The 24598-nt window shown below is 66.1% G+C and carries 24 protein-coding genes; 12 read left to right on the forward strand and 12 right to left on the reverse strand.

The window, feature by feature from the left end:
* Nucleotides 1-46 precede the first annotated feature (46 nt).
* Together GGR45_RS12835 and clpS are read left to right on the forward strand one after the other, a co-directional pair.
* Nucleotides 47-3346, forward strand: a complete 3300-nt coding sequence (locus tag GGR45_RS12835; protein ID WP_175311159.1) for an error-prone DNA polymerase — start codon at nucleotides 47-49, stop codon at nucleotides 3344-3346.
* Between the two features lie 114 nt (nucleotides 3347-3460).
* Entirely contained in the window at nucleotides 3461-3805 is a 345-nt protein-coding gene (gene clpS, locus GGR45_RS12840) for an ATP-dependent Clp protease adapter ClpS (protein WP_175311251.1), read from the forward strand.
* 167 nt (nucleotides 3806-3972) lie between these two features.
* Here the strand turns inward: clpS and GGR45_RS12845 are convergent, their stop codons facing one another.
* Complete coding sequence (locus tag GGR45_RS12845) at nucleotides 3973-4668, reverse strand: Crp/Fnr family transcriptional regulator (protein WP_336621479.1); 696 nt, start codon at nucleotides 4666-4668, stop codon at nucleotides 3973-3975.
* 202 nt (nucleotides 4669-4870) lie between these two features.
* Here GGR45_RS12845 and murA point away from each other — a divergent pair, with 202 nt between their 5' ends.
* Nucleotides 4871-6151 carry a UDP-N-acetylglucosamine 1-carboxyvinyltransferase gene (gene murA / locus GGR45_RS12850; RefSeq protein WP_175311161.1) on the forward strand — a complete coding sequence of 427 codons (1281 nt, stop codon included), beginning with the start codon at nucleotides 4871-4873 and terminating at the stop codon, nucleotides 6149-6151.
* A 39-nt stretch (nucleotides 6152-6190) separates the two neighbouring features.
* Here the strand turns inward: murA and GGR45_RS12855 are convergent, their stop codons facing one another.
* Both GGR45_RS12855 and GGR45_RS12860 read right to left on the reverse strand, forming a co-directional pair.
* Entirely contained in the window at nucleotides 6191-7783 is a 1593-nt protein-coding gene (locus GGR45_RS12855) for a cisplatin damage response ATP-dependent DNA ligase (protein ID WP_175311162.1), read from the reverse strand.
* Nucleotides 7784-7790: 7 nt separating this feature from the next.
* Nucleotides 7791-7976: a DUF1328 domain-containing protein gene (locus GGR45_RS12860; protein WP_007407044.1), complete on the reverse strand. Its 186-nt coding sequence runs from the start codon at nucleotides 7974-7976 to the stop codon at nucleotides 7791-7793.
* A 164-nt stretch (nucleotides 7977-8140) separates the two neighbouring features.
* Here GGR45_RS12860 and GGR45_RS12865 point away from each other — a divergent pair, with 164 nt between their 5' ends.
* Complete coding sequence (locus tag GGR45_RS12865) at nucleotides 8141-8869, forward strand: Crp/Fnr family transcriptional regulator (protein ID WP_175311163.1); 729 nt, start codon at nucleotides 8141-8143, stop codon at nucleotides 8867-8869.
* A 79-nt stretch (nucleotides 8870-8948) separates the two neighbouring features.
* Here GGR45_RS12865 and GGR45_RS12870 read toward each other — a convergent pair whose 3' ends face one another.
* From GGR45_RS12870 to GGR45_RS12880, 3 genes are all read right to left on the reverse strand, one after another.
* Nucleotides 8949-9446, reverse strand: coding sequence for a Dps family protein (locus GGR45_RS12870; RefSeq protein WP_415640769.1), 498 nt, complete (start codon nucleotides 9444-9446; stop codon nucleotides 8949-8951).
* A gap of 106 nt (nucleotides 9447-9552) precedes the next feature.
* On the reverse strand, nucleotides 9553-10110 hold the full coding sequence (locus GGR45_RS12875; protein WP_175311165.1) for a TMEM165/GDT1 family protein: 558 nt from the start codon (nucleotides 10108-10110) through the stop codon (nucleotides 9553-9555).
* An 11-nt stretch (nucleotides 10111-10121) separates the two neighbouring features.
* On the reverse strand, nucleotides 10122-10484 hold the full coding sequence (locus GGR45_RS12880) for a hypothetical protein (RefSeq protein WP_246358214.1): 363 nt from the start codon (nucleotides 10482-10484) through the stop codon (nucleotides 10122-10124).
* A 180-nt stretch (nucleotides 10485-10664) separates the two neighbouring features.
* Between GGR45_RS12880 and rpmG the strand changes: the two genes are divergently transcribed.
* A complete protein-coding gene (gene rpmG / locus GGR45_RS12885) occupies nucleotides 10665-10832 on the forward strand; it encodes a 50S ribosomal protein L33 (RefSeq protein WP_007407030.1) in 168 nt (55 codons plus the stop codon).
* A 285-nt stretch (nucleotides 10833-11117) separates the two neighbouring features.
* Here rpmG and GGR45_RS12890 read toward each other — a convergent pair whose 3' ends face one another.
* Nucleotides 11118-12008: a LysR substrate-binding domain-containing protein gene (locus GGR45_RS12890; protein WP_175311166.1), complete on the reverse strand. Its 891-nt coding sequence runs from the start codon at nucleotides 12006-12008 to the stop codon at nucleotides 11118-11120.
* Nucleotides 12009-12271: 263 nt separating this feature from the next.
* Here GGR45_RS12890 and GGR45_RS12895 point away from each other — a divergent pair, with 263 nt between their 5' ends.
* Nucleotides 12272-14563: a CDC48 family AAA ATPase gene (locus GGR45_RS12895; protein WP_175311167.1), complete on the forward strand. Its 2292-nt coding sequence runs from the start codon at nucleotides 12272-12274 to the stop codon at nucleotides 14561-14563.
* Nucleotides 14564-14786: 223 nt separating this feature from the next.
* Here GGR45_RS12895 and GGR45_RS12900 read toward each other — a convergent pair whose 3' ends face one another.
* Complete coding sequence (locus GGR45_RS12900) at nucleotides 14787-15110, reverse strand: antibiotic biosynthesis monooxygenase family protein (protein WP_175311168.1); 324 nt, start codon at nucleotides 15108-15110, stop codon at nucleotides 14787-14789.
* A gap of 141 nt (nucleotides 15111-15251) precedes the next feature.
* Between GGR45_RS12900 and GGR45_RS12905 the strand changes: the two genes are divergently transcribed.
* Nucleotides 15252-15866, forward strand: a complete 615-nt coding sequence (locus tag GGR45_RS12905; RefSeq protein ID WP_175311169.1) for a class I SAM-dependent methyltransferase — start codon at nucleotides 15252-15254, stop codon at nucleotides 15864-15866.
* A 135-nt stretch (nucleotides 15867-16001) separates the two neighbouring features.
* Here GGR45_RS12905 and GGR45_RS12910 read toward each other — a convergent pair whose 3' ends face one another.
* The gene (locus GGR45_RS12910) at nucleotides 16002-17234 is read right to left on the reverse strand and encodes a phospholipase D-like domain-containing protein (protein WP_246358215.1); all 1233 of its coding nucleotides are present in this window, start codon (nucleotides 17232-17234) and stop codon (nucleotides 16002-16004) included.
* Nucleotides 17235-17331: 97 nt separating this feature from the next.
* Here GGR45_RS12910 and rpoZ point away from each other — a divergent pair, with 97 nt between their 5' ends.
* Entirely contained in the window at nucleotides 17332-17676 is a 345-nt protein-coding gene (rpoZ, locus tag GGR45_RS12915) for a DNA-directed RNA polymerase subunit omega (protein WP_042486773.1), read from the forward strand.
* 76 nt (nucleotides 17677-17752) lie between these two features.
* Here rpoZ and GGR45_RS12920 read toward each other — a convergent pair whose 3' ends face one another.
* Nucleotides 17753-18067 carry a hypothetical protein gene (locus GGR45_RS12920; RefSeq protein ID WP_175311170.1) on the reverse strand — a complete coding sequence of 105 codons (315 nt, stop codon included), beginning with the start codon at nucleotides 18065-18067 and terminating at the stop codon, nucleotides 17753-17755.
* 338 nt (nucleotides 18068-18405) lie between these two features.
* On the opposite strand from GGR45_RS12920, the gene GGR45_RS12925 reads away from it, so the two are divergent.
* Nucleotides 18406-19434 carry a hypothetical protein gene (locus GGR45_RS12925; RefSeq protein WP_175311171.1) on the forward strand — a complete coding sequence of 343 codons (1029 nt, stop codon included), beginning with the start codon at nucleotides 18406-18408 and terminating at the stop codon, nucleotides 19432-19434.
* Nucleotides 19435-19478: 44 nt separating this feature from the next.
* Here GGR45_RS12925 and GGR45_RS12930 read toward each other — a convergent pair whose 3' ends face one another.
* Nucleotides 19479-20876 (reverse strand): M20/M25/M40 family metallo-hydrolase, encoded by a 1398-nt coding sequence (locus GGR45_RS12930; RefSeq protein ID WP_175311172.1) that lies wholly within the window; start codon nucleotides 20874-20876, stop codon nucleotides 19479-19481.
* 237 nt (nucleotides 20877-21113) lie between these two features.
* On the opposite strand from GGR45_RS12930, the gene GGR45_RS12935 reads away from it, so the two are divergent.
* Entirely contained in the window at nucleotides 21114-21767 is a 654-nt protein-coding gene (locus GGR45_RS12935) for a queuosine precursor transporter (RefSeq protein WP_175311173.1), read from the forward strand.
* A gap of 83 nt (nucleotides 21768-21850) precedes the next feature.
* Nucleotides 21851-22750, forward strand: a complete 900-nt coding sequence (argB, locus tag GGR45_RS12940) for an acetylglutamate kinase (RefSeq protein WP_175311174.1) — start codon at nucleotides 21851-21853, stop codon at nucleotides 22748-22750.
* A gap of 261 nt (nucleotides 22751-23011) precedes the next feature.
* Here argB and GGR45_RS12945 read toward each other — a convergent pair whose 3' ends face one another.
* Nucleotides 23012-23173, reverse strand: coding sequence for a DUF1674 domain-containing protein (locus tag GGR45_RS12945; RefSeq protein WP_175311175.1), 162 nt, complete (start codon nucleotides 23171-23173; stop codon nucleotides 23012-23014).
* 68 nt (nucleotides 23174-23241) lie between these two features.
* Between GGR45_RS12945 and GGR45_RS12950 the strand changes: the two genes are divergently transcribed.
* Nucleotides 23242-24585 (forward strand): RsmB/NOP family class I SAM-dependent RNA methyltransferase, encoded by a 1344-nt coding sequence (locus tag GGR45_RS12950; RefSeq protein ID WP_415640797.1) that lies wholly within the window; start codon nucleotides 23242-23244, stop codon nucleotides 24583-24585.
* Nucleotides 24586-24598: the final 13 nt, after the last annotated feature.

Here is a 24598-nt window from a genome sequence, read left to right on the forward strand (position 1 = left end):
CCGTCAGGGCTACGCCCTGCCACCTCCCCGTGCCGGGGAGGATTAAATGTCCGACTTCGCCGAACTGGTCGCGGCGACGCATTATTCCTTCCTTGACGGGGCCAGTCCGGCCGAGGAAATGGTCGCGAAAGCCTATGCGTTGGGCCTCAAGGGCATCGGCATTGCCGACCGCAACACCGTCGCAGGGGTGGTGCGGGCGCTCAAGGCGTGGCGAAAGGCTTGTGCCTCGGCCAAAGAGATTGGCGCGCCGTCACCGCCGACCCTGGTCGTCGGCGCGCGACTGGTCTTCGCTGATGGCACGCCGGACATCGTGGCCTATCCGATCGACCGCACCAGCTGGGGGCGGCTGACCCGCTTGCTGACGCTGGGCAACAAGCGCGCAAGGAAGGGCGGCTGCATCCTGGGGCTGGGCGACCTGACCCGCCATGCCGAGGGGTTGTTGCTGATCGCGATGCCCGAATCGTCCGCGCGGCCCTGCGAGCCGATGGCGGACGCCATGCTGCCCCCCAAGCGGGCCGATCCGGGGCTGGCGGCGATGCTCGACCGGCTGGTGGCCATGGCACCGGGGCGGGTCTGGCTCGGCGTGACGATGCCGCGATCGGGGGCGGATCGGCGGCGGCTGGCGGCGCATGCCTCGCTGGCCGAGGCGCGGGGCGTGCCCCTGCTCGCGACGACCGATGCGTTGTTCGCGACGCCCGCCGAACGTCCGGTACAGGATATACTGACCTGTATCCGCGAAGGGCTGACCATCCGCACCGGCGGACGACGGCTGGCCGCCAATGCCGAGCGGCATCTGAAACCGGCGCCCGAGATGGCGCGGCTGTTCGCCGACCGACCCGGCGCGGTGGCGGAGAGTGTCGCGATTCTGGAGCGCATCAGCTTCCGGTTGGAGCACATCTCCTACCAATATCCCGACGAGCCGATCCCGCAGGGCTGGAACGCACAGGACTGGCTGGAGGAACTGGTCCGACGCGAAGCGGCGAAGCGCTATCCAGACGGCGTGCCTGCCAAGCTGCGTGCCCTGCTGGACGAAGAACTCGCGCTTATCCGCCGGTGTGGATACGCCCATTATTTCCTGACCGTGCACGACATCGTCTGTTTCGCGCGGACGCAGGAGCCGCCCATCCTGTGCCAGGGGCGCGGGTCGGCGGCCAATTCGGCGGTGTGCTGGGTGCTGGGTGTCACCTCGGTCGATCCGGTTCGATACGACCTGCTCTTCTCGCGCTTCGTATCGGAGGAACGGCGCGAGCCGCCCGATATCGACATCGACTTCGAGCATGAGCGGCGCGAGGAGGTGATCCAGTATATCTATGAGCGCTATGGCCGCCACCGCGCCGCCATCGCCGCAACGGTCATCCATTACCGCCCGCGCAGCACGGTGCGCGAGGTCGGCCGCGCGCTGGGCTTGAGCGAAGATGTGACGCAAAGGCTGACCAGCACCGTCTGGGGCAGCTTTTCCAAACAGTTCGAGGAGAAGCGTTTCCACGAAACCGGCTTCTCCCCCGACAATCCCGAGATCGCGCGGCTGCGCACGCTGGTCGACCGGCTGCTCGGTGCCCCGCGCCATTTGTCGCAGCATGTCGGCGGCTTCGTGCTGACACAAGGTCGGCTCGACGAGACGGTGCCGATCCATAACGGCGCGATGGAGGGGCGGACCTTCATCGAATGGGACAAGGATGACATCGACGAGCTGAAGATCATGAAGGTCGACATCCTCGCGCTCGGTATGCTGACCTGCATCCGCAAGGCGTTCGACCTGATGGAGGCGAATGGGCTGGACCGCCCCGATCTCGACACGCTGGCGCAGGACGAGGACGACCGCGTCTATGAGATGCTGCAAAAGGGCGACAGCATCGGCGTGTTCCAGGTGGAGAGCCGGGCGCAGATCAACATGCTGCCGCGTCTGAAGCCCAGCGAGTTCTACGATCTGGTCGTGCAGGTCGCGATCGTCCGGCCGGGGCCGATCGAGGGCGATATGGTCCACCCCTATCTGCGGCGGCGCGCGAAAAAGGAGGTGGTGACCTATCCCTCGCCTCATCCCGATCATGGTCCGGCCGACGAGCTGAAGACGCTGCTCGGCAAGACTTACGGCGTGCCGCTGTTCCAGGAACAGGCGATGAAGCTGGCCATTACCGCCGCCAAATTCACCCCTGACGAGGCCAACCAGCTGCGTCGCGCCATGGCGACGTTCCGCAAGGTCGGGGGGATGGACAATTTCCAGCAGAAGATGGTCGGCGGGATGGTCCGGCGCGGCTACGAACCCGAGTTCGCCGAGCGCTGCTTCAAACAGATCGAGGGGTTCGGCTCCTATGGCTTTCCCGAAAGCCATGCGCTGTCCTTTGCGCGGCTGGTCTATGTCTCGGCCTGGCTCAAATGCCATCAGCCCGCGATCTTCACCTGCGCGCTGCTCAACGCCCAGCCAATGGGCTTCTACGCGCCGGCCCAGCTGGTCCGTGATGCGCGCGAGAATGGCGGGGTCGAGGTGCGGCCGGTCGATGTAAATTTCAGCGGCTGGGACAATCGGCTGGAGCGGCGCGCGGACGGCATGTTCGCGCTGCGGCTGGGCTTTCGCCAGATCGACGGGTTTCGCGAGACATGGGGCAACGACATCGCGACTCACGCCCCCTATGAGACGATCGAGGCGGCCGCGATCCGTGCGAAACTCCCCCGCCGCGCGCTCGATCTGCTGGCGCAGGCGGATGCCTATCGTTCGCTCGGGCGCGGGCGGCGCGAGGGGCAGTGGGAGGCGCGGCGGATGAAATCGGCGCAATTGCCGCTGTTCGCCGCGATGCAGGCGCCTGAAATGGCCGTCGAGCCCGATGTCACGCTGCCGCCCATGCCGCTGTCCGAACAGGTCAGTGCCGATTACCGGGCGACGCGGCTGTCGCTGAAGGGCCATCCGATGGCGTTTCTGCGCCGCGAGCTGGCGGGCGAGGGCATATTATCCGCCGCCGATCTTCATCACCTGGCCGATGGGCGGCGCGCCAAGGTGGCGGGCGTGGTGCTGGTCCGCCAGCGGCCGGGCAAGGGCAATGCGATCTTCGTCACGATCGAGGACGAGACGGGGATCGTCAACGCGCTGATATGGGCACGCGATTTCGAGGAGAACCGGCGCGCGGTGATGGCGTCGCGGCTGATGCTGATCCACGGCGTCGTCCAGCGCAGTGAAGAAGGCGTCGTCCATCTGATGACCGCAGGGGTCGAGGATCGCAGCGCGATGCTGGCCCGGCTGGAGGACGGGCCGGGCGTCGCCACCCGATCGCACGATCCGCGTGGACGCACCGCCTCACGCGGCGTCCATCCTCGCGATGTCCGCCTGCTCCCCCGCTCGCGCGATTTTCACTGACGCTTGGTCGAATTATACGATCGGCCCATGCCCAAGGGCTTGTGCGCACCCCCCACCATGCCATATTTTATCACTATGGCCCACAACAGCGATAACCTCACCCATCCTCTGGGGATGGCCGGCAATGGGCCAGGTCAGGGTCCCGATCATGGCGACGATGGGGGCAATGGCCTGGGCGTCGCGACCCGCACGCGCACGCGCACCAAACAGCCCACGCCATACCGAGTGCTGATGCTCAACGACGATTACACGCCGATGGAGTTCGTCGTGCTGTGCCTGCAGCGTTTCTTTCGCATGAGCATGGACGATGCGACCCGCGTGATGCTGCACGTCCATCAGCGCGGTGTAGGGGTCTGCGGCATCTTCTCCTATGAGGTGGCCGAGACCAAGGTGGCCCAAGTGATCGATTTCGCCCGTGCCAACCAGCACCCGCTGCAATGCACGTTGGAAAAGGCGTAACCAGCATCGATCCTCCCCATTAAGATGGGGAGGTCGTCGGCCTGACGGAGCGCGCATAGCGCCAGCGATGCGCGGTGATGTGAACTGGCATGGGCCGCGTGCCCACCCGTTCCTTCAGGGCGGAGCAGCATGGCGATTACAGATTGGGTGCCCTTCAACCCCGGGCGTCAGCGCCCCGGGGGCAGCCAGCTGAGGTCCAGCCCCTCGAACCGGTCGATATAACCGGCCTCACGCGCCAGTCGCGCTTGGTCGAGCAGGTAGACGCGCCCCCCCTCGCGCTTGATGAGCGCATCGTCTTCCAGCTGGCGCAGCATCCGGTTGACGTGCACCGCGGTCAAGCCGATCGCGTCGCCCATTTCCTCCTGGGTCAGGCCGAGGGCGAAGGACGTGCTCACATCCATGCCGGCGTGCCGCATCTGGCCGCGCAGCGACAGCAGCAGCGTCGCCACCCGCACCCGCGCCGAGGTGCGGCCCAGACCTGCCAACCGGTCGGTGGTGATGACCCGCTCGACCTGATTGAGCACGAGGATCAGGCTGAACAGCCGCGGGTGCTCGGTCGCCAGCATCGCCATCTGCCCCCGGTCGAAGGGACAGACGACCGCGTTGGACAACGCCACCACTGTGTCGGGCGCGCGACCATAGACCAGCGCCGACAGGGCAAAGAGATCGCCGGGAAACAGAAAGCGCACGATCTGGCGACTGCCATCGTCCAGCAGCACATAGCACATCAACATGCCCTGCTGCATGACGAACAGCTCGTCACTGCGCCCCTGTTCTTCCATCAACACCGCACCGCGCCGGATCGCCTTTGGCCGATCCTCCAGCCGTGACAAGGCATCGCGTTCGGCGGGGGTCAGCGACACCCATCTGTTCAGGCGATCAGCAAGCCCGTAATTTGACACTGACACCTCATCCCCCGAACGGAGGAATGCCTTAGCCATCAAGGACGTAGCGACGCATTAATATCGATCAACTGGCCCTTTTCTTGCTTTTCAACGGGTTTCGGCGGGAGAGACGGGTGCGACCCTTGGCGATGTCCCGCTGGTCCGCTAGGAGGACGGGTCTATGGACCGTATCCTTATTCGCGGCGGCAACCGGCTGTCGGGCCGCCTGAAAATCTCGGGCGCGAAGAATGCCGCGCTCACCCTGATGCCCTGCGCGATCCTGACCGATGAGCCGGTCACGCTGCGCAACCTGCCGCGCCTGGCCGATGTCGACGGGTTCGGCCATCTGCTCAACCAGATCGGCGCGTCGACGCGGGTCGAGGGCACGCGACCGGAGGATTTCGGCCGGGTCATGACGATCCGGGCGGGCCAGCTCTTCTCGACCGAGGCGCCCTATGACATCGTGCGCAAGATGCGTGCGTCGATCCTGGTGCTCGGCCCCATCCTTGCGCGGGCAGGCGAGGCGCGGGTGTCGCTGCCCGGCGGCTGCGCGATCGGCAACCGCCCGATCGACCTGCACCTGAAGGCGCTCGAAGCCATTGGCGCGGAGATCGAGCTGACCGCCGGTTACGTCAAGGCCAGCGCCCCGGGCGGGCGCCTGTCGGGCGGACGCTACACCTTCCCGGTGGTGTCGGTCGGCGCGACCGAGAATGCCTTGATGGCCGCCGTGACGGCCAAGGGTACCTCGGTGCTGGGCAATGCGGCGCGCGAGCCCGAGATCGTCGACCTGTGCCGCCTGCTGATTGCGATGGGCGCGCGGATCGACGGCGTCGGCACCGAGACGCTGACCATCGAAGGTGTCGACCGGCTGCACGGCGCAACCTATTCGGTGATGCCCGACCGGATCGAGGCGGGCAGCTATGCCTGTGCCGCTGCGATCACCGGCGGCGACCTCGAGCTGGTCGGCGCCTCCGCCGAGGATATGCGCGCGACGCTCGCCGCGCTGACCGAGGCCGGCGTCACCGTCGAGGAGAAGCGCGATTCGATCCGCATCACCGCGCATGGCCCGCTCCAGCCGCTGACCCTGTCGACCGCGCCCTATCCGGGCTTCGCCACCGACATGCAGGCGCAGTTCATGGCGATGCTGTGCATGGCGCAGGGCACCAGCACGCTGACCGAGACGATCTTCGAAAACCGCTACATGCATGTGCCCGAGCTGGCGCGGATGGGCGCGGATATCCAGGTGCATGGTCGCACCGCGATGGTGAAGGGTGTCGAGAAGCTCACCGGCGCGCCGGTGATGGCGACCGATCTGCGCGCCTCGATGAGCCTGATCCTGGCGGGTCTGGCGGCGGAGGGCGAAACCTCGGTGAGCCGCGTGTACCATTTGGATCGCGGTTACGAGCGGTTGGAAGAGAAGCTGTCGGCGGTCGGTGCGGACATCGAGCGCGTCGGCGACTGACCTCCTATTCCTCCCCTGCAAGGGGAGGAATAACGTTCCCTACGTCACCAACCGCTTCAACGTCTCCACGCGGTCCGCCTCGGCGGCGGGTTTGTCGGTACGGATGCGGGCGATGCGGGGGAAGCGCATCGCGACACCGGACTTGTGCCGTTTCGACTCATGGATCGAATCGAACGCGATCTCCAGCACCAGCGTCTTTTCCACCTCGCGAACGGGTCCGAAGCGCTGGACGGTATGCGCACGCACGAAGTGGTCGAGCTGTCGCAGCTCCTCGTCGGTGATCCCCGAATAGGCCTTGCCGACCGGCAGCAACTCGCCACCCTCGGTCCAGCAGCCAAAGGTGTAATCGCTATAATAGCTCGAGCGCCGGCCATTGCCGCGCTGCGCATACATCATCACGCAATCGGCAGTCAGCGGATCGCGCTTCCATTTGTACCACAGTCCCACACGCCGGCCGCCGCTATAGGGAGAGTCACGCCGCTTGAGCATCACCCCCTCGATCGCGGCGTCGCGGGCGGTGGCACGCAGGCCTTCAAGGGCCGTGAAATCCTCCGCCTCGATCACCGCGCTGACGTCGAAGCGGTCGGGATCGAGCTTGGCGGCAAACGCCTCCAGCCGCCGCCGCCGCTCCGTCCAGGGGAGGGCGCGGACATCCTCGGTCCCGTCGACCAATATGTCGTAGAGCCGGACGAAGGCCGGATAGTCGGCCAGCATCTTTGCCGACACCGTCTTGCGGCCCAGCCGCTGTTGCAACGCGTTGAAGCTGGCGGCCCCCCCGCCATCCTCCAGCGTGCCGCCCTGATGCTCGCCCTTGACCAGCAACTCGCCGTCCACCGCGCCGATCGCATCGAAGGCGCTCGCCACATCGGGAAAGGCATGGGTCACATCGTCGCCCGTCCGGCTGTAAAGCCGCGTCTGCCCCGCGACATGGACGATCTGCACCCGGATGCCGTCCCATTTCCATTCGGCGGCATAATCGGCCAGGTTGACGCGAAGATCCTCCAGCGGATGCGCCAGCATGAAGGGGCGAAAGACGGGCACGTCGGCGGGCGTGGGCTGCGCACCCTTGCCCTCGCCCCAGGCGAAGAGTTCGGCATAGGGTGGCGACAGGCCGTGCCAGACTTCTTCCACCGCCTCGACATCCAGCCCGAAAGCTTCCGCGAAGGCGGTTTTGGCCAGCCGCGCCGACAGGCCGATGCGAAGGCCGCCGGTCGCCATCTTCAAAAGCGCGAACCGCTCCTCGGCCGTCAGCCGGTCGAGCATATCGGCCAGGACGGCGGGCGCGTCCGAGCGCGACAGATGCCGCAACCGCTCGACCACCGCGCCGACCGAGAGGGGTTGGGGGTCGAGCGGCCGGTCGGGCGCGGGCCAGAGCAGCGCGACCGTCTCGGCCGTGTCGCCGACATAGTCGCGGCTCATCCGGAACAGGACGGGATCGACCCGCTGTTCGATCAACGCGCGGATCAGCGCGGGCTTGACGCCGGGCAGGTCGAGATCGCCCGTCAACGCGGCCATTGCCCAACCCCGGTCGGGGTCGGGCGTGGCGGCGAGGTAATCGGCGACCAGTTTCAGCTTGGCATTGCGCGACCGCGTGTAGATCAGCGCGTCGAGCAAGCCCGCAAAGTCGCGCACCGGCGCGTCAGTCTATCGCGTTCTTCACCGACTTGCCCGCGACCAGCCCGAGCACCAGGAAGATCACGAACAGCGCGATCGCGATGAAGAACAGGATCTTGGCGATACCGACGAACGCGCCGCCGATGCCACCGAAGCCGAGGGCGCCGAGGATCAATCCGACGACAAGAAAGGTGATGGCAAGCTTGAGCATGGGGCAATCCTCTTGACCTGATAGGGGATTAACCGGCCAGTCGGGTTGGTGTTCCAGTTACGGATGATCCCGGATAAAACGGGGGCGGCCGGGCTCCGATTTTTTGGATATTATGCCAAGTCCATTGGCAAGCGCGGCAACGCCGTGGAAAGAGCGCTGTCATCATGCCCTATCCGATCCATCGTTTCCAAGCCATGTGCCGCCTGACCCCCGAAGAGGAGCGGCGGTTGCTGACATTGGGCGACGCCGAGGTTGTCCGGCGGCGCGGCGAGACCTTTCAGCACGAGGGGGATGTGCTGAGCGGATTCCACCTGCATCTGCGGGGCTGGATCAGCTCGTCGATCCTGCTGCGCAGCGGGCATCGGTTGATCCAGAAAATCCATTTGCCCGGCGATATGTTGGGCACGCCCAGCATGGTCCTGCCCAAGGCCGCCGACACACTGACCGCCATTACCGAGGCGGTGACGGCCTTCGTGCCCTATGAACGGATCGGTCAACTCTTTACCGAGGCGCCGCGGTTGGCCGCACTGTTCACCGTGGCGGTGCAGATGGAGCGGCTGACGCTGATGGACGTGCTGGCCGTCACCCGCAACGCCTCGGCGCGCGAGCAGCTGGCGCGGCTGCTGGTCGATCTGCACGCCCGGCTCAGTCCGATCGGACTGGTTCAGGATGACAGCTTTCACCTACCGCTGACCCAGGAAGTGATGGGCGACCTGCTCGGCCTGACCGCGGTACACGTCAACCGCACCATCCGGGCTATGGAAGCGGACGGGCTGGTCTCCCGCGAGGGGCATCGGATCCGCCTGCTAAACCTGGCCGCGCTGCGCGACATCTCGCCGCTGCCACCCCGGCGACCGCAATTCGAACCGGTCTGGCTGCCGGCTCCCCTGTGAGATAAGCCCGTCATTGGGGGATGCGAGAAAGGCCCCAGCGTCGACCGGGGCCTTTGCTTGATCCACGATGCCGGAGCAATCAGCCCTTGCGGCCCGCCTCGAACAGGAACCAGGCGCGTTCCTCGGCTTGATCGGTCCATTCGTCGACGATGCCGCTGGTGGCATTGTCCTTGGCCTCTTCCGCGGCATCCTTGACGGTGCGGAAACGCTCGACGAGCTTCAGATTGTCGTCGCGCAGTTCGATCAGCATGTCGGCGGCCGCCACGAATTCGCGGTCATTGTCGACAATGGTCTGGCGGCGCGCGATATCGCCGATCGAGCGCAGCGTGACGTTGCCCGTCTTGCGTACCCGCTCGGCAATGGCGTCGGTCACGCCCAGGATCTGCGTCGCCTGATCGTCGAGCATCAGGTGATAGTCGCGGAAATGCGGACCCGAAACGTGCCAATGGAAATTCTTGGTCTTCAGGTAGAGCGCATAGCAATCGGCCAGCGCGCCGTTCAGCGCGTCGGCGACGCTGGCGGTCGCGTTGCGGTTGAGGTCGGTCGGCGTATCGAGTGCCGGGTTGATATCGGACATGGACATACTCCAGCTGTCGGAAAATGGTTCGTTGCGTAAACGATCCGATGGCGCAATGGCTCCTTCCATGTCCATGGACAAAAGCCTGCACTGTCTGATCGATCGCCTAAATCAATCCCTTGACCGATAGCCCGACGATAATCCCGCTCAGGATCAGGGCCGCGCCGCCGAACACCCGGATCGCGCGCCAGGCCAGCCGCCGCCACTCCCGCGTGCCCAGCAGGATCGCGGGCAGCAGCGCCCCCGCCAAGCCCAGCATCGCCCCGGGCCATGCGGCCCAGGGCAGGGGAGACCGGGCGGCGGCGATCGCGATCAGCACCGGCCCCGATTCCATCAATAGGATCCACCCCGCGCCCAGCGTCGCGATCCCGAACACGCCCAGATGGACCGAGCCGAACGGCGAGCCGGGGCGCGGCAACCGCCCCATCATGCCGATGCCCACCAGCGTCAGCGCGACGGCCAGCAGAAGGGTGCGGGTTTCGGGCGTCACCTGTGGACCCAGCATGATCCCGATCCGGATCGCCACCACCGCCAAGATGCCTTGTGCCAGCATCACCCCGGCCAGCACCGGCATGGCGCGACCGGTCCGTTCCGCCAGGCGCTCGGCAAAACCGCTCAGTCGTCCGCCCGCCTGCGACAGCAGCGTGACGACCAGGACGATCATCAACGCATCCATCAGCTAGACAGACGCACCGAACAGGCCTCGGCAAAGTCGTTCGCGGTCTGCCAATCCTGTCGCTCGCTGGTGATCGCATCACTCAGGATCGCGAACCAGCCATGGACCGGCGCCCTGTTTTGCTCCCGCATCAGGGCGCGGTCGATAAAATGGGTGACAGTGACGGCGGGGGCCAGTCCATGCCGATGGGCGATGCGGCGAATCGCCTCCACCCCATCGATCAGCTCAACGGGCCGCACATAGGGCGCGGACACGTCGAGCGCAGCGATCCGCGCGCAGAGCTGGATGCGAATCTCGGCAACGCCGCTATCCCCCTGGAAGCCCCTGTCGGGTGATTCGCCCGGCTCCATCCTGATGGTCATCCCTCTCATGGCCGCCCGATAGCGGTAAGTGGCACCGTTACCATAGGCTGTTGCCCGTAAAGAGGGGCTTAAATCGGGTGAATTGCTTGACTCGCGCGGGCATATGGGCCATGCACCGCCCTTATATAGCGGCGGCTTCGGCTGCCGCTTTCGCTTTTTCACGCATACAGGAACCAGGTCATGGCCAAGCCGACCACCGTCAAGATCAAGCTCGTCAGCTCGGCTGATACCGGCTTCTTTTACGTCACCAAGAAGAACCCGCGCACCAAGACCGAGAAGCTGAGCTTCAACAAGTACGACCCGGTCGTGCGCAAGCATGTCGAGTTCAAGGAAGCCAAGATCAAGTAATTCGCATCAGGGCGCCGACCGCGGCGCCCTGCGAATGCTTGAAGGCGTGAAGCCGCCGTCCGTCCGGACGCGCGGCTTTTTGTCGTTGGTTCTGCTCCCCCTCCCGCAGGCGGGAGGGGGCCGGGGGGAGGGCCGGGAGTCTCATGGAGACCATCGCCCGTGACTTTCCCTCCCCCATTCCAGTTTCAGGTAAACGATGCCCCGCATCGTTTAGGTCATGCCGGGGGCATGACCGACCTGAAACTCGCTTGCGGGAGGGGCGTGCTTGTGGCGGCGTTGGAGTAGTCAGGCCGCTTCCGGGTACAGCGTGGCGATCAGCCAGTCGTGGAACAGCTTCACCGACTTTTGCTGAAGCGCGCGGGGGCGGCAGACGAACCAGTGGCTATAGGGGCTGTCGACTTCGATATCGAACAGCCGGACCAGGCGCGGGTCGTGCGCGTGCTCGAAATGGCTGGCGTGCATGAAAGCGACGCCCAGTCCTTGCGCCACCGCCTCCAGCATCAGACCGCCCGAATCAAAGAAATCGATCGCCTTGGGCTTGATCTCGTTCAGACCGGCGGCCTGGCACCAGGCGGTAAAGGCATCGGGCATCTCGCGGTGGAGGAGGGCCGTCATCCCGTTCATCTGCTCCGGGCGGAGCAGCGGGTCAGGGCCTTCGAGCAGGCGCTTCGCGCCGATGACATAGACTTTGTTGCGGTCGAGCCGCTTGGCATAGAGCGTCGGGTCGATCTCACGGCCCAGCGCGATCACCGCATCCAGCCCTTCGCCCAGCCGGGCAATGCCATGCCCGGCGGTATCGATGTCGAGATGCAGTTCGGGATGCGCCGCACGGAGCAGCCCCATATGCGGGAACAGCCGCTGCGACGCATAAAGCGGCAACACGCCGAGTCGCAGGCGCAACACTTCCTGTCCGCTGGTCATCGCTTCCACCGCGTCGGATAGCTGGTCGAGCAGGGGGGCGATCTGCTCCATCAGACGCTGGCCTTCCTCATTGGGCACCATCGCCTGATGCCGTCTGGCGAACAGCGGCTTGCCGACGAAGCGTTCCAGCGTCTGCACGCGGCGGCTCAGCGCGGGCGCGGACAGCGCCAGTTCCTCGGCCGCTGCCTTGATGGAGCCCAGGCGAACGACCTGGACAAATGCTTCGATCGCACCCAGCGGGGGGAGCCTGCGCATGCCGCACCTGTACTCGTTGACATCCTCTCGGTCAGAGGATTGCATAAACTGCATTCATAACCAAGCTTTTCGCACTTGCAACATAACGTTTCGCAGCGCAAAAGGAACGGGCCTTTCAGGCATCCTCTCCTAAAAACTTTTCGGGCTGGTCGTTTCGATCGGCCCTTTTTTTTGCCTCCGTCCGGCCGCCCGCACTTTCGCTCGCCGGAACCCGCCCCCAAGTCCCGCGCTTTCGTGTTTCAGATATTTGCCAAGGGACGATCATGGCCGACAGCGACGCGCCGACCCGCAAGATACAGGTGGCCAATAGCCGCCCCGAGGATTCCGGGCGAGGTCTTGCCCATGTTCCGCGCAGCCTGATGGCCGCACTGGGCATCACCGAGGGCGATGTCGTCGAGATCGTCGGCAAGCAGGCGACGCCCGCGCGCGCCGTAGCCCCCTATCCGGAGGATGAGGGTCTCGACCTGTTGCGCATCGACGGGTTGCAGCGCGCCAATGCGGGCGTCGGCTCGGGCGACTTCGTCGAGGTGCGCCGCGTCGAATCGAAGCCCGCGACCCGCGTCGTCTTCGCGCCCGCCCAGGAAAATCTGCGGCTGCAGGGCTCGGCCCAGGCGCTCAAGCGGACCTTTTTCAACCGGCCGCTATGCCAGGGCGACGTGGTGGCGACGGCGGGGCAGCAGCGCGTCACCAACATGCCGCCGGGCGTCGCGCAATTCATGAATGCGCCCGCCTATGCGCTTCAGGAGATCCGCCTCGCGGTCGTCGCGGCCAGCCCCAAGGGCGTGGTCCATATCGATGAGAATACCGAGGTCGAGCTGCGTCCCGAATATGAAGAGCCGCGCGAGGCGCGCCGGGCCGACGTCACTTATGACGATATCGGCGGCATGGCCTCGACCATCGACCAGCTGCGCGAGATGGTCGAACTGCCCTTGCGCTATCCCGAACTGTTCGAGCGGCTGGGGGTCGAGCCGCCCAAGGGCGTGCTGCTCCATGGCCCGCCCGGCACCGGCAAGACGCGGCTGGCGCGGGCAGTGGCGAACGAATCGGATGCGCAGTTCTTCCTGATCAATGGCCCCGAGATCATGGGCTCGGCTTATGGCGAGTCCGAGCAGCGCCTTCGCGAGATTTTCGAGGAGGCGACCAAGTCGGCCCCCTCGATCGTCTTCATCGACGAGATCGACTCGATCGCCCCCAAGCGCGACCGGGTGCAGGGCGAGGCGGAGAAGCGGCTCGTGGCGCAGCTGCTGACCCTGATGGACGGGCTCGAGGCGCGGGCGAATCTGGTCATCATCGCCGCCACCAACCGACCCGAGGCGATCGACGAAGCGCTCCGGCGGCCGGGTCGCTTCGACCGTGAAATCGTCGTCGGCGTGCCCGACGAGCGCGGACGGCGCGAAATCCTGGGCATCCATACGCGCGGTATGCCGCTGGGCGACAAGGTCGATTTGAACGAGCTGGCGCGCACCACCTTCGGCTTTGTCGGCGCGGACCTGGCCGCGCTCACCCGCGAGGCGGCGATCGAGGCGGTGCGGCGGATCATGCCGCGCCTGAACCTCGAGGAGCGGACGATTCCCGCCGAAGTGCTCGATACGCTGTCGGTGACGCGCGAGGATTTCCTGGAGGCGCTGAAGCGCGTCCAGCCCTCGGCGATGCGCGAGGTGATGGTGCAGGCGCCCAGTGTCCGCTGGGACGATGTCGGCGGCCTCGACACCGCGCAGATGAAGCTGAAGGAAGGCGTCGAGCTGCCGCTCAAGGACCCCGACGCCTTCCGGCGGCTCGGCATCCGGCCCGCCAAGGGCTTCCTGCTCTATGGCCCCCCGGGCACCGGCAAGACCTTGCTGGCCAAGGCGGTGGCGCGCGAGGCGGAGGCGAATTTCATCGCCACCAAATCAAGCGACCTGCTGTCCAAATGGTATGGCGAAAGCGAGCAGCAGATCACCCGCCTGTTTGCCCGCGCCAGGCAGGTCGCGCCGACCGTCATCTTCATCGACGAGCTCGATTCGCTGGTGCCCGCGCGCGGCGGGGGGTTGGGTGAGCCGCAGGTGACCGAGCGGGTGGTCAACACCATCCTCGCCGAGATGGACGGTCTGGAGGAGTTGCAGTCGGTCGTCGTGATCGGCGCGACCAACCGACCCAATCTGATCGATCCCGCGCTGCTGCGCCCCGGCAGGTTCGACGAACTCATCTATGTCGGCGTGCCCGACAAGGCGGGACGGCGGCGGATTCTGGGTATCCAGACCGCCAAGATGCCGCTGGCGGCGGATGTCGACCTCGACGATGTGGCGGCACGGACCGAGCGCTTTACCGGCGCCGACCTGGGGGATGTGGTGCGCCGGGCAGGCCTGATCGCGCTGCGCAGGTCGCCGGGCGCGACCCAGGTCGATATGGCGGCGTTCGACGAAGCCCTGACCGAAGCGCGCGCCAGCGTGACGCCCGAGATGGAGCGCGATTACGAACAGATCGCCGCCAAGCTGAAGCAGGAGGCCGCTGCGATCCAGCCGATCGGGTTTATTGCGCCGGGGCAGCTGACGCCGAGAGGGGACAAGCAGCCGTAACGTCGTGAGCCCTTCCTCCTACTTAAGCCCCTCCTCCCGGCAGGGGGAGGGGTTTGGGGTGGGGGCTATGCCGCGAGCTATGGTCTCGCTGAGACTCCAATCCCTCCCCCATCCCAGTTTCAGGTAAACGATGCCCCGCATCGTTTAGGTCATGCCGGGGGCATGACCGACCTGAAACTCGCTTGCGAGAGGGGCGTGCCTGCGGAGAGCATTGGCGTCAGCACTAACGCTGCTCCCATTCATAACTCCGCCCCACCTTGGCCACCGCGACCTCATATCGCGAATACCATTCCGCCCGCCCCCACTCGCGGATCGCCGCATGTTCGGGATGCGCCCGCCACGCCAGCGCGCTTGCCTCATCCGCCCACCAACTGACGGTAATCCCGAACCCGTCCGCCCCGCGCGCGCTGTCGGTGCCACAGAATCCGGGTTGCCGCGCGGCGAGGGCGTCCATCGCCTCGGCCGCCCGGGCATAACCATCGGCATCGCCAACTGTCCGCTGCGACACGAAAATCACCGCGATCTGGCCCGTCCGATCCATCGCCATTCCCTCCTTTGCCCGTCCGCTTTGCGACGGAATGTACGCGTGTCGCGCAACCCAATAGCTTGAAAGTCGTTCGGCACCTGTGCGACGAGGGGCTTTCCCTCGCGCGTCCCTTACGCGGGGATCACGAACGACAGGAACTCGATGCCCAGCTCGACCACCGCCGCGCGCAAGTCCCGCACCGATGCCACGGGTTATCCCTCGCCCGGCCAGATGTTCTTTCAGCAGTTCCTGAAGCATCCGGTGATGGTGGGCTCGATCATTCCCTCGTCGGGCAAGCTGATCCGCAAGATGCTGGGTCCGGTCGACTGGGCCAATACCAAGCTGTTCGTCGAATATGGACCCGGCGTCGGCACCTTCTGCCGCCCGATCCTGGAGCGCATGGCCCCTGACGCGACGCTGATCGCGATCGATACCAATGCCGATTTCTGCGATTATCTGCGCCACACCATTATCGATTCCCGCTTCAAGGCGGTGAACGGATCGGCGGCCGATGTGCAGAAGATCGTGCGGGACCATGGTTTCGATCATGCCGATTACGTCCTGTCCGGTCTGCCTTTCTCGACCCTGCCGCCGGGCGTGGGACCGGCGATCGCCAAGGGTACGCACGACGTGCTGCGTCCCGGCGGTGCCTTCCTGGTCTATCAGTTCAGCCCCAAGGTGAAGGACTTCCTGGTTCCGCACTGGGACAATATCGACCACGACATGGAATGGTGGAACGTGCCCCCCGCGCAGCTTTACTGGGCTTGGAAGGACTAAAGCGCATTCCTCCCCGGCACGGGGAGGGGGACCGCCGTGAAGCGGTGGTGGAGGGGGGGCGCCGCAAGCTACGCCCTATACGGAAGCCCCCCTCCGTCAGGCCTGCGGCCTGCCACCTCCCCGTTCCGGGGAGGATCATTCCGGCGACTCGATACCGAAATTCAGCCCCCGCGACACCGACGGGTCGATCACCGCGATCAGCAGATAGGCCGCGAACTGGCGCAGCCGCTGGAACCAGCCGGTGTGGCGCCTGTACCAGTCGGGCGTGATCGCTTCCGACCGTGCGACCTCTCCGTCGATATAGGCGCGGACATGCGCGGCGAAGGCCGGGTCCTCGATTCGGAGCATCAGCTCCAGATTTACGAACAGGCTGCGCATGTCGAAATTGGCCGAGCCGACATGGACCGCATCGTCGATGACGTATAATTTCGTGTGCAGCTTGGTCGGCTGATATTCGAAGATCTGCACGCCCTTGCGCAGCAACCCGGCATAGGTGAAGCGCGCCGCCGCGATCGTCGCCTGATTGTCCGACTTGCCCGCCGTCACGATCCGCACCTCGGCCTCGCGGCGCCCCGCCCGATCCAGGCGCCGGAGCATGGTGGGGCTGGGGGTGAAATAGGCCGCGATCACGTCGATCCGCTTGCCCTGCCGCATATCGTCGCGCACCGTCCGCGCCCAGGGAGACAGCCGCCGCGTCGGGCCGCCGATCAGCCAGCGCAGCCGCCCCGTCGATTCACTCCAATGTGCCAGCGCGCGGTTCAGGTCGCGCAGCCGGCCCCTGGGATTTTCCGTCCAGGCGAACAGCGCATCGAAATAGCCGGCCATGCGTGCCGCCGCCGAACCCTCGACCAGCAGCCCCAGATCGCGCCAGCTCTGGTCCGCGGGGGTGCCGAAATAATCATCCTCGATATTGAAGCCGCCGATGATGATGGACGGGGAGGGGCCTTCGGCATCCGCCAGCGCCAGCTTCTGATGGTTGCGCAGCAGATAGCGGCGGCCGAAGCGCGGCTCGAACCGTGACAGCCGGGCGCCTATCTCCACCAATGGCCGGAAGAACGCCTCGTCCGCGCCCGCGCCGAAGCCGTCGACAATGACCGACACGGCCACGCCCCGGCGCGCGGCCGCGATCATCGCATCGCGCACCCGTCGCCCGGTCTCGTCATCGGCATAGATATAATAAAGGATGCGGAGCGAGGTTCGCGCGCCCTCGATCAGCGCCAGCACCGCCTCCAGTCGCCGCGGCCCCGTGTCGAGCAGGGTCAGGCGGTGGCCGTCGACCTGAAAACCTGGCTGCTCGGGCGGGTGGGGGGCGGAAATGTGGCGGCTCCTCGCGGTAAGTGGTCCTGACGAAAACGTAACGATCGACATGACAGAGGCGTTGCACACGCCAAGGCTTTTGACTTGTCGCGCCTTTGCTGTTAGGTGGCCCGCTTTCATCCCAGCATTATTTGCGAAGGACACACGCATGGCGCGCGTCACCGTCGAAGATTGCGTCGACAAGATTCCCAACCGTTTCGATCTGGTGCTGTTCGCGGCGCAGCGGGCTCGTCAGATTTCGGGCGGGGCTGATCTGACCGTCGACCGCGACCGCGATAAGAATCCGGTCGTCGCCCTGCGCGAGATCGCCGAGGAAACGGTTCGTCCGACCCATCTGGAAGAAGCCGTGGTCAACAGCCTGCAGCGCGTCCAGATCGATGACGAGGACGAGGCGGACGATGTCGGCAGCCTGCAGGCCTCGGCCGAGGCGCTGCGCCTGACCGCCGCCGCCCCGCCGCGCAATCAGAATCTGGGTGCCGATTACGACGGCTGATCGGCCGTTCGTCGAACCTTCGAAAAAGGGCCGGTGCGATCCCTCGCGCCGGCCCTTTTCGTTTTCGGGATGGGGCTCAATAGCCCCGCCAATAATCCCAGCGCGCGGCATGGCGTTCGGCCCGCGCGAAATGCGCGTCGCGCCGCGCTTCGTGCCGACGGACGGCGGCGGCATGGGCATAGGCGCTGGCCGCGCGGTAATCGCCATAATAGGCGGCCGTGTCCGCCGCCCGCTGATCACGTCCTGCCTGATAGGCGTGGATTTCGGCTCCGCGCGCGGCCTGATGCGCGCGATACGCGTCATAGCGCCAATCCTGCGCACTGGCCGCCGTGGCCGACAACATGGCCCCGCTGGCAAGGGCCACCAGCAATCCGGTCTTGAGCATCTTCATGGCAATAGCCTCAGAACCATAATCTCCCGTATGCCGAAGATATTGCGCCGTTTCATCTGAACGGATCGTGGCGGACGCGTTCAGCGAATTGGCAGGTTTTCACGACGCCCTGGGCGATCCGGGATGAACGAGGACACCCGGATCAAGGCGCAAACGACCAAGGCTATGATGCGTCCCATGATCATTCGCAGGCGGGTCGCAAGCGAAGAGCTCCGGGTCATGATCCTTTCCTCGGCCATGCCGGGCGACAGCTTGAAAAGCGGATGCTTTGCTATGTGTATTGACACAATAATACACATTCGACATCCTCCCGCTTTCTCGAATGGGGAGACGAGTCCATGTACAGCGAGAGCGACATCGACGGCGCGGTAGCGGCGGGGGCGATCTCGTCCGATGCGGCGGCGGCGCTGAGGCGGCACGTCGCGACGGTCCATGCCGCGCCGGCCGTCGACGAGGAGCATTTCCGGCTGCTCACCGGGTTCAACGACATCTTCGTCTCCATCGCGATCGCGTTGCTGCTCGCGGCGCTGGGACAGATCGGCTTCAGCATCAGCCATGGGCTGGGCGGCGCCTTTGTCGCAGGCGCGGCGTGGATGCTGGCCTTCTACTTCACGGGCAAGCGGCGCATGGCCTTGCCCAGCATCCTGTTGCTGCTGGCCTTTGTCGGCGGCGTGGCGGGCGGCTTGATCGGCCTGGTCGACACGCTCTGGCCGCATATCGGCGATACGGCGGGCGCGCTGGCCATGTCCGGCGTGGGTTTGGTTTCGGCCGCGGCGGCTTGGCTGCACTGGCGCCAGTTCATGGTGCCGATCACCGTTGCGGCAGGGGCGGCGGCGCAGGTCGCGGTCGTGGTAGGCCTGTTGATGGCGGCGTTCCCGGACATCAAGCAGGGCGTTTGGCCGATCCTGCTGGTCTGTGGGATCGGCGTCTTCGCGCTGGCCATGCGCTGGGACATGTCCGATCCGAAGCGGGAGACGCGGCGGGCCGACGTCGCCTTCTGGCTGCATCTGGCCGCCGCGCCGATGATCGCGCATCCGATCTTCCAGATGCTGGGCGTGTTCAACAACGACATCGGCGCGGGCGTCGCGGTGATCGTGCTCGCGCTCTACCTGCTGTTCGCCGGGATCGCTCTGGCGGTGGACCGGCGCGCGCTGCTCGTCTCCAGCCTCGTCTATGTCCTGTTCGCGCTCTACTCGCTGTTCCGCAGCGCAGGCGCGGTCGAGCTGGGGGCGGCGTTCACCGCCTTCGTCATCGGCTCGGCCCTGCTGACCCTGTCCGCCTTCTGGCAGCCGATGCGGCGCATGGTGGTGGGCTGGCTGTCCCAGCCGATGCGCCTGCGCCTGCCGCCGGTGCACCAGCCCGCGTGAGGTGAGGCGTCGCCGCCCGTTGGGAACGGGCGGCGCTGCTTTCCTCAATAGGCATAGGCCCGGACCAGATCGTACAGATAATCCCGGCCGTCATAGAGCGACGTGACCCGGATACGCTCGTTCAGGCCGTGGATACCCGACATGTCCTTTTCGATGAAGATACCCGGCGCGCCATAGACGGGGATACCGATCGTCTGGAAGAAGATGCCATCGGTAGCACCCGTCGACATCATCGGGACCAAGGGCACGCCGGGGAAGTGCTTGGCCGCCAGCGTCTTCATCGGGCCGATGATCTTCGGATCCAGCTTGGGCGGGATGGCGGTCGGGCGGACCGGCTGGTTGGCGGTGACGGTGATCTTCGGACCCGCCAGCTCCTTGAGTTTCGCCAGCGTGCCCTCGACCGTCTCGCCGGGGAAGATGCGGCAGTTGATATTGGCGGTCGCGCGCTGGGGGAGGGCGTTCTCGGCATGGCCCGCCTGGAGCAGCGTCGCGACGCAGGTGGTGCGCAGCGTCGAGTGCAGCGCCTTGTCCTGGCTGACGATCGCATCCGCCGCCTGATCGTTCGGATTGGCAAGCAGCCGGTTGATCGCACCGCCCAGCTGGCCGCCGACCTTCTGCGCGGTGGCGGTCAGGAAGGCGCGGGTGGTGTCGGTCAGGTGGATGGGGAATTCATAACCCTGCACCGCCTTCACGGCATCGGCGAGCTCATAGATCGCGTTTTCGGGCGTCGGCTGCGAGCTGTGGCCGCCCGGATTGGTGGCGAGGAAGGTGTAGTTCTGCGCCGCCTTCTCGCCGACCTGCACCGCCAGCAACTCGCGTTTGCCGTCCGAGTCGAGGCGTCCGCCGCCCCCCTCGTTCAGGACGAATTCGGCCGCGATCAGGTCGGGCTTGTTCTTGGCGAGCCACTCCGCGCCGTTGAACGCGAAGGTCGTTTCCTCGCCGCAGGTCAGCGCCATCTTGATGGTGCGCTTGGGCGGGGTCTTTTTCAGGCGGATCAGCGTATCGGCCCAGACCGCGCTCATCGCCTTGTCGTCCACCGTGCCGCGACCATAGAGGAAGCCATCCTCCTCGATCAGCTTGAACGGATCGCGGGTCCAGTCCTCGCGCTTGGCCTCCACCACGTCGAGATGGCCAAGCAACAGCATCGGCTTCAACGCCTTGTCGGTGCCGGGCAGGACCGCGACGATGCCGCCGTCCTTGGGATGCTCGGGGACCGAGAACAGGGTGATGTCCGCGTCTTTATAGCCCGCCGCCTTCAGCCGATCGGCGATCTGCGACGCGGCCTGGGTGCAGCTTCCCACCGACAGCGCGGTATTGGTTTCGACCAGCTGTTTGTAGAGGCCGAAGAACGCCTTTTGGTCGGGCCTCCCTTGCGCCGCCGCGATACCCGGCAGCATCGCCAGCGTCGCCGCCACCCCGCCGAGCCATTTCGCCAACCGCATATGATCCCCCTCTTTTTCCGTGTCGGCGGGGAATAGAGCGGTTCACGCGGCGGGGTGCAAGTGTTCCTCCCCTGCAAGGGGAGGGGGACCATGCGCAGCATGGTGGAGGGGGCGTGCCGCGAATGACACCCCTTGTAGAGAACCCCCTCCACCACCGCTTCGCGGCGGTCCCCCTCCCCGTACCGGGGAGGATCGCAAGTCCTTTGCCCCGTACCGATTTCGCGCTAGCAGTCGCCGATGGACCAGCCCGATATTTCCGCTCGCCCCCTCCTGATCTCGCCCTCGCTGTTCGCGCTGTCGATCTTTTACGGCGGCATGGTGTGTATCGCGGGCGTGCTGGGCAACAAGCAGGTCTCGCTGGGGCCGATCGCGGTCGAGGCGGGGATCTTCGCCTTCCTGCTGCTGGTCGTGACGTCGAGCGCGGTGGCGGAGTTGCATGGGCCTTCGACGGCGGGTCGCCTGGTCCGGGTCGGGTTCGTGCCGCTGCTCGTGTCGCTGGCGCTGTCCTGGGTGGTCTGGGTCCTGCCGCCGTCGCCCGAGATGGTCCCCGCCAATCGCGACGCGATCCAGCTGATCCTGGGGTCGACCTGGCGGATCTGGCTGGGCGGGATCGTCGCTTACGGCGTGTCGCAGACGCTGAACGTCACGATCTTCGCCGCGCTGAAGGGTCGGGAAGGCAGCAAGCTGCTCTGGCTGCGCGCGGCGGTGGCCAGCATGTTGAGCCAGGTGGTCGACACGCTGCTGTTCGTCACCATCGCCTTTTACGGCGCCTTTCCGATCGGCCAGCTGATCGTGGGGCAGATGATCGCCAAGGTCACATTGTCCGCCGTTCTGGTGCCGCCGCTGATCTATCTGTTCGTCGCGATCGGGCGGCGGCTGGATCGCGCCTGACGGACCCGCCGCCAGGACGCGCCAGGACCTGTTTGCCAGATTGGCGGTTTTCCCCGTTCCCGACCCGCGATAAAGGGCGCGCCATGACCAACCACGATCCCGACGCCGCCCTGCTCGCCAAGGCCGAGACGCTGACCGAGGCGCTGCCCTATCTGCAACGTTACGCGGGCAAGACCTTCGTGGTGAAATATGGCGGTCACGCCATGGGCGACCCCGAGCGGCAGCGCGATTTCGCCGAGGACATGGTGCTGCTGAAGGCGGTCGGCATCAATCCGGTCGTGGTCCATGGCGGCGGTCCGCAGATCGGCGCGATGCTCAAGCGGCTGGGCGTCGAGTCGCAGTTCGTCAACGGGCTGCGCGTCACCGACAAGGAGACCGCGCAGATCGCCGAAATGGTGCTGGCGGGGTCGATCAACAAGGAAATCGTCAGCTGGATTTCCGCCGCCGGAGGGCGCGCGGTCGGCATCTCGGGCAAGGACGCCGGGCTCGTCATCGCCGAGAAGGTGCAGGGACGCGAAGCCGATCCGTTGAAGGGGATCGAGCGGCATGTCGATCTGGGCTTTGTCGGGGAGCCGGTTGCGGTCGATCCGCGCCTGATCGAAAGCCTGTGCGCCGATGGCATCATCCCGGTCATCGCGCCGGTCGCGATCGGGCTGGACGGGCATACCTATAACATCAACGCCGACACCATGGCGGGCGCGATCGCCGCGCGGTTGGGCGCGTCGCGCTTCTTCCTGCTGACCGATGTCGCGGGCGTGCTGGACAAGCAGGGCGAGCTGATGACCGACCTGAACCCGGCGCGGATCGCCGAACTGCGCGCCGACGGGACGATTTCGGGGGGGATGATCCCGAAGCTGGAAACCTGCGTCTCCGCGGTCGAGGCCGGGGTGGATGCGGCGGTGATCCTGGACGGCCGCGTGCCGCACGGGATGCTGCTGGAGATTTTCACCAAGCAGGGGGCGGGGACTCTGGTCCGCCGGTAAGGGGGCGAGGTTGTGGCGTGGGCTTCGACTTCGGCGCCAAGCGCCGAAGTTTACCCTGAGCGGCTGGCTTGCCAGCCAGCCGAAGGGCTCAGCCTGAACGGCGGTTTGTATGGTGAACCCTCGCCTCTAGCCGCTCCCCTCCCGTAAGTGGGAGGGGATGGGGGAGGGCAAGCCGCAAGCGATCAACTCTGCGAGGCTCCTTACCCTCCCCAAACCCCTCCCGCCTGCGGGAGGGGCTTAAGAAGCAGGCGGGGCCTTAGATCAAAAATCGACCGCTACGCCCTTCAATTCCCAATCCCCATAGCGCACCGGATTCTTTCCCAACGGATCAGCTTCCGGCTCCGGCTTCACCTGAGGTTCCGGCACCGGCGGATTGGGCGACAGGTACGCGGGCGGCTTCACATGGTCGGGGCGCTGGCCCATGGGCGGTCCTTTCGACTAAAGGGGCGGAATATTGCAGCCCATGTCGGGGCTGACAGGAGTTTTGCCAAGTGACACGTCCTCCCCAATCGCCGACCCGTGGCCGACCCGATCGCCGGGGTGCGCCCAAGGGCGAGGACCGGCGTGGGCGGCAGCAGCGCCCGACCGAGCCGCTGGGCACCGCCGCCCGCCGCGCCGCTATTCGCTTGCTCGACGCCGTGCTGCGTCGGGGTGAACCGCTGGAGGCGGCGCTCGCCTCGGCGACACGCGCGCTGCCGGGTGGCCCCGATCGTGGTCTGGCACACGCCATCGCGGCCGAGACGCTGCGTCGTCTGCCCGATCTCGATGCGCTGATCGACTCGGCGACCAAGCAGCGGCTGCCCGACGATGCCAAGGCGCGTTTCGCGCTGCGCATCGCGCTCGTCCAGGTGCTGGCGCTGGGCACCCCGCCGCACGCCGCGATCTCGACCGTGTTGCCGCTGGTCGATGGTGGTCCGCGCAAGCTGGTCCATGGCGTGTTCAGCACCATCACCAAGAGCGGCGTGCTCCTGCCCGAAATACCCGCTTTGCCCGACGCGACCGAGGCGCGCTGGGAAGCGAATTGGGGCGAGGATATGGTCGAGGCCGCCGCCCATGCCATCGCCGCCCCGCCGCCGCTCGACCTGACGCTGGCCGATCCCACTGCGACCGATGAATGGGCGGAGAAGCTGGGCGGGGTCAGCCTGCTCCCTGGCCATGTCCGTCTGCCTTCGGGGCATTCGGTGATGGAGTTGCAGGGCTTCGACGAGGGTGCCTGGTGGGTGCAGGACCTTGCCGCCTCGATCCCCGCGCGGCTGCTGGGCGAGGGCAAGGGTCATGTGCTTGACCTGTGCGCCGCGCCCGGGGGCAAGACGCTGCAACTCGCCGCCGCCGGGTGGACCGTCACCGCGATCGACCAGTCCGAGTCGCGCCTAGCCCGCCTGACCGAGAATCTGGAACGCACCAACCAGTCGGCGGCGGTCGTCACCGCCGACCTGCGTGAATGGAGCCCGAAGGAGCAGGCCGACGCCATCCTGGTCGACGCGCCGTGCAGCGCCAGCGGCATCTTCCGCCGTCACCCGGACGTCCTCTACCGCGTCCGCCCGGCGATCATCGCCGAGATGGCGGAATTGCAGCGGATGATCCTGACCCGCGCCGCCGACTGGCTGAAACCCGGCGGCACCATGGTCTATGCCACCTGTTCGCTGGAGCCGGAGGAAGGCGAAGGGCAGATCGCGGCGTTTTTAGAACAGCGCCCCGATTATGCGCTGGTCCCGATCACCGGCGAATGGCCGGGCGTGACGGATGAGGGCACGATCCGCACCCTGCCGACGATGCTCGCAAAGGAAGGGCGGCTCGACGGGTTCTTCATCGCGATGTTGCAACGCAAAGGCTGACTTGGGGGCGATA

This window comes from Sphingomonas zeae (genome assembly GCF_014197135.1).
In the GTDB taxonomy this organism is placed as follows: Bacteria; Pseudomonadota; Alphaproteobacteria; order Sphingomonadales; family Sphingomonadaceae; genus Sphingomonas; species Sphingomonas zeae.

Coding starts and splice junctions, on each gene's coding strand:
- GGR45_RS12945 (WP_175311175.1), bottom strand. CDS start 23,173: ATGGGCCAGCGCCCCGACCATGTGAAGCCGCCCGCGTACCTGTCGCCC.
- GGR45_RS12860 (WP_007407044.1), bottom strand. CDS start 7,976: ATGCTCAAGCTTGCCATCACCTTTCTTGTCGTCGGATTGATCCTCGGC.
- GGR45_RS12920 (WP_175311170.1), bottom strand. CDS start 18,067: ATGAAGATGCTCAAGACCGGATTGCTGGTGGCCCTTGCCAGCGGGGCC.
- GGR45_RS12880 (WP_246358214.1), bottom strand. CDS start 10,484: ATGACCATCAGGATGGAGCCGGGCGAATCACCCGACAGGGGCTTCCAG.
- clpS (WP_175311251.1), top strand. CDS start 3,461: ATGGCCGGCAATGGGCCAGGTCAGGGTCCCGATCATGGCGACGATGGG.
- argB (WP_175311174.1), top strand. CDS start 21,851: ATGACCAACCACGATCCCGACGCCGCCCTGCTCGCCAAGGCCGAGACG.
- GGR45_RS12875 (WP_175311165.1), bottom strand. CDS start 10,110: ATGATCGTCCTGGTCGTCACGCTGCTGTCGCAGGCGGGCGGACGACTG.
- GGR45_RS12895 (WP_175311167.1), top strand. CDS start 12,272: ATGGCCGACAGCGACGCGCCGACCCGCAAGATACAGGTGGCCAATAGC.
- GGR45_RS12870 (WP_415640769.1), bottom strand. CDS start 9,446: ATGTCCGATATCAACCCGGCACTCGATACGCCGACCGACCTCAACCGC.
- rpmG (WP_007407030.1), top strand. CDS start 10,665: ATGGCCAAGCCGACCACCGTCAAGATCAAGCTCGTCAGCTCGGCTGAT.
- GGR45_RS12925 (WP_175311171.1), top strand. CDS start 18,406: ATGTACAGCGAGAGCGACATCGACGGCGCGGTAGCGGCGGGGGCGATC.
- GGR45_RS12865 (WP_175311163.1), top strand. CDS start 8,141: ATGCCCTATCCGATCCATCGTTTCCAAGCCATGTGCCGCCTGACCCCC.
- GGR45_RS12930 (WP_175311172.1), bottom strand. CDS start 20,876: ATGCGGTTGGCGAAATGGCTCGGCGGGGTGGCGGCGACGCTGGCGATG.
- GGR45_RS12935 (WP_175311173.1), top strand. CDS start 21,114: ATGGACCAGCCCGATATTTCCGCTCGCCCCCTCCTGATCTCGCCCTCG.
- GGR45_RS12905 (WP_175311169.1), top strand. CDS start 15,252: ATGCCCAGCTCGACCACCGCCGCGCGCAAGTCCCGCACCGATGCCACG.
- GGR45_RS12890 (WP_175311166.1), bottom strand. CDS start 12,008: ATGCGCAGGCTCCCCCCGCTGGGTGCGATCGAAGCATTTGTCCAGGTC.
- murA (WP_175311161.1), top strand. CDS start 4,871: ATGGACCGTATCCTTATTCGCGGCGGCAACCGGCTGTCGGGCCGCCTG.
- GGR45_RS12900 (WP_175311168.1), bottom strand. CDS start 15,110: ATGGCGATGGATCGGACGGGCCAGATCGCGGTGATTTTCGTGTCGCAG.
- GGR45_RS12910 (WP_246358215.1), bottom strand. CDS start 17,234: ATGTCGATCGTTACGTTTTCGTCAGGACCACTTACCGCGAGGAGCCGC.
- GGR45_RS12835 (WP_175311159.1), top strand. CDS start 47: ATGTCCGACTTCGCCGAACTGGTCGCGGCGACGCATTATTCCTTCCTT.
- rpoZ (WP_042486773.1), top strand. CDS start 17,332: ATGGCGCGCGTCACCGTCGAAGATTGCGTCGACAAGATTCCCAACCGT.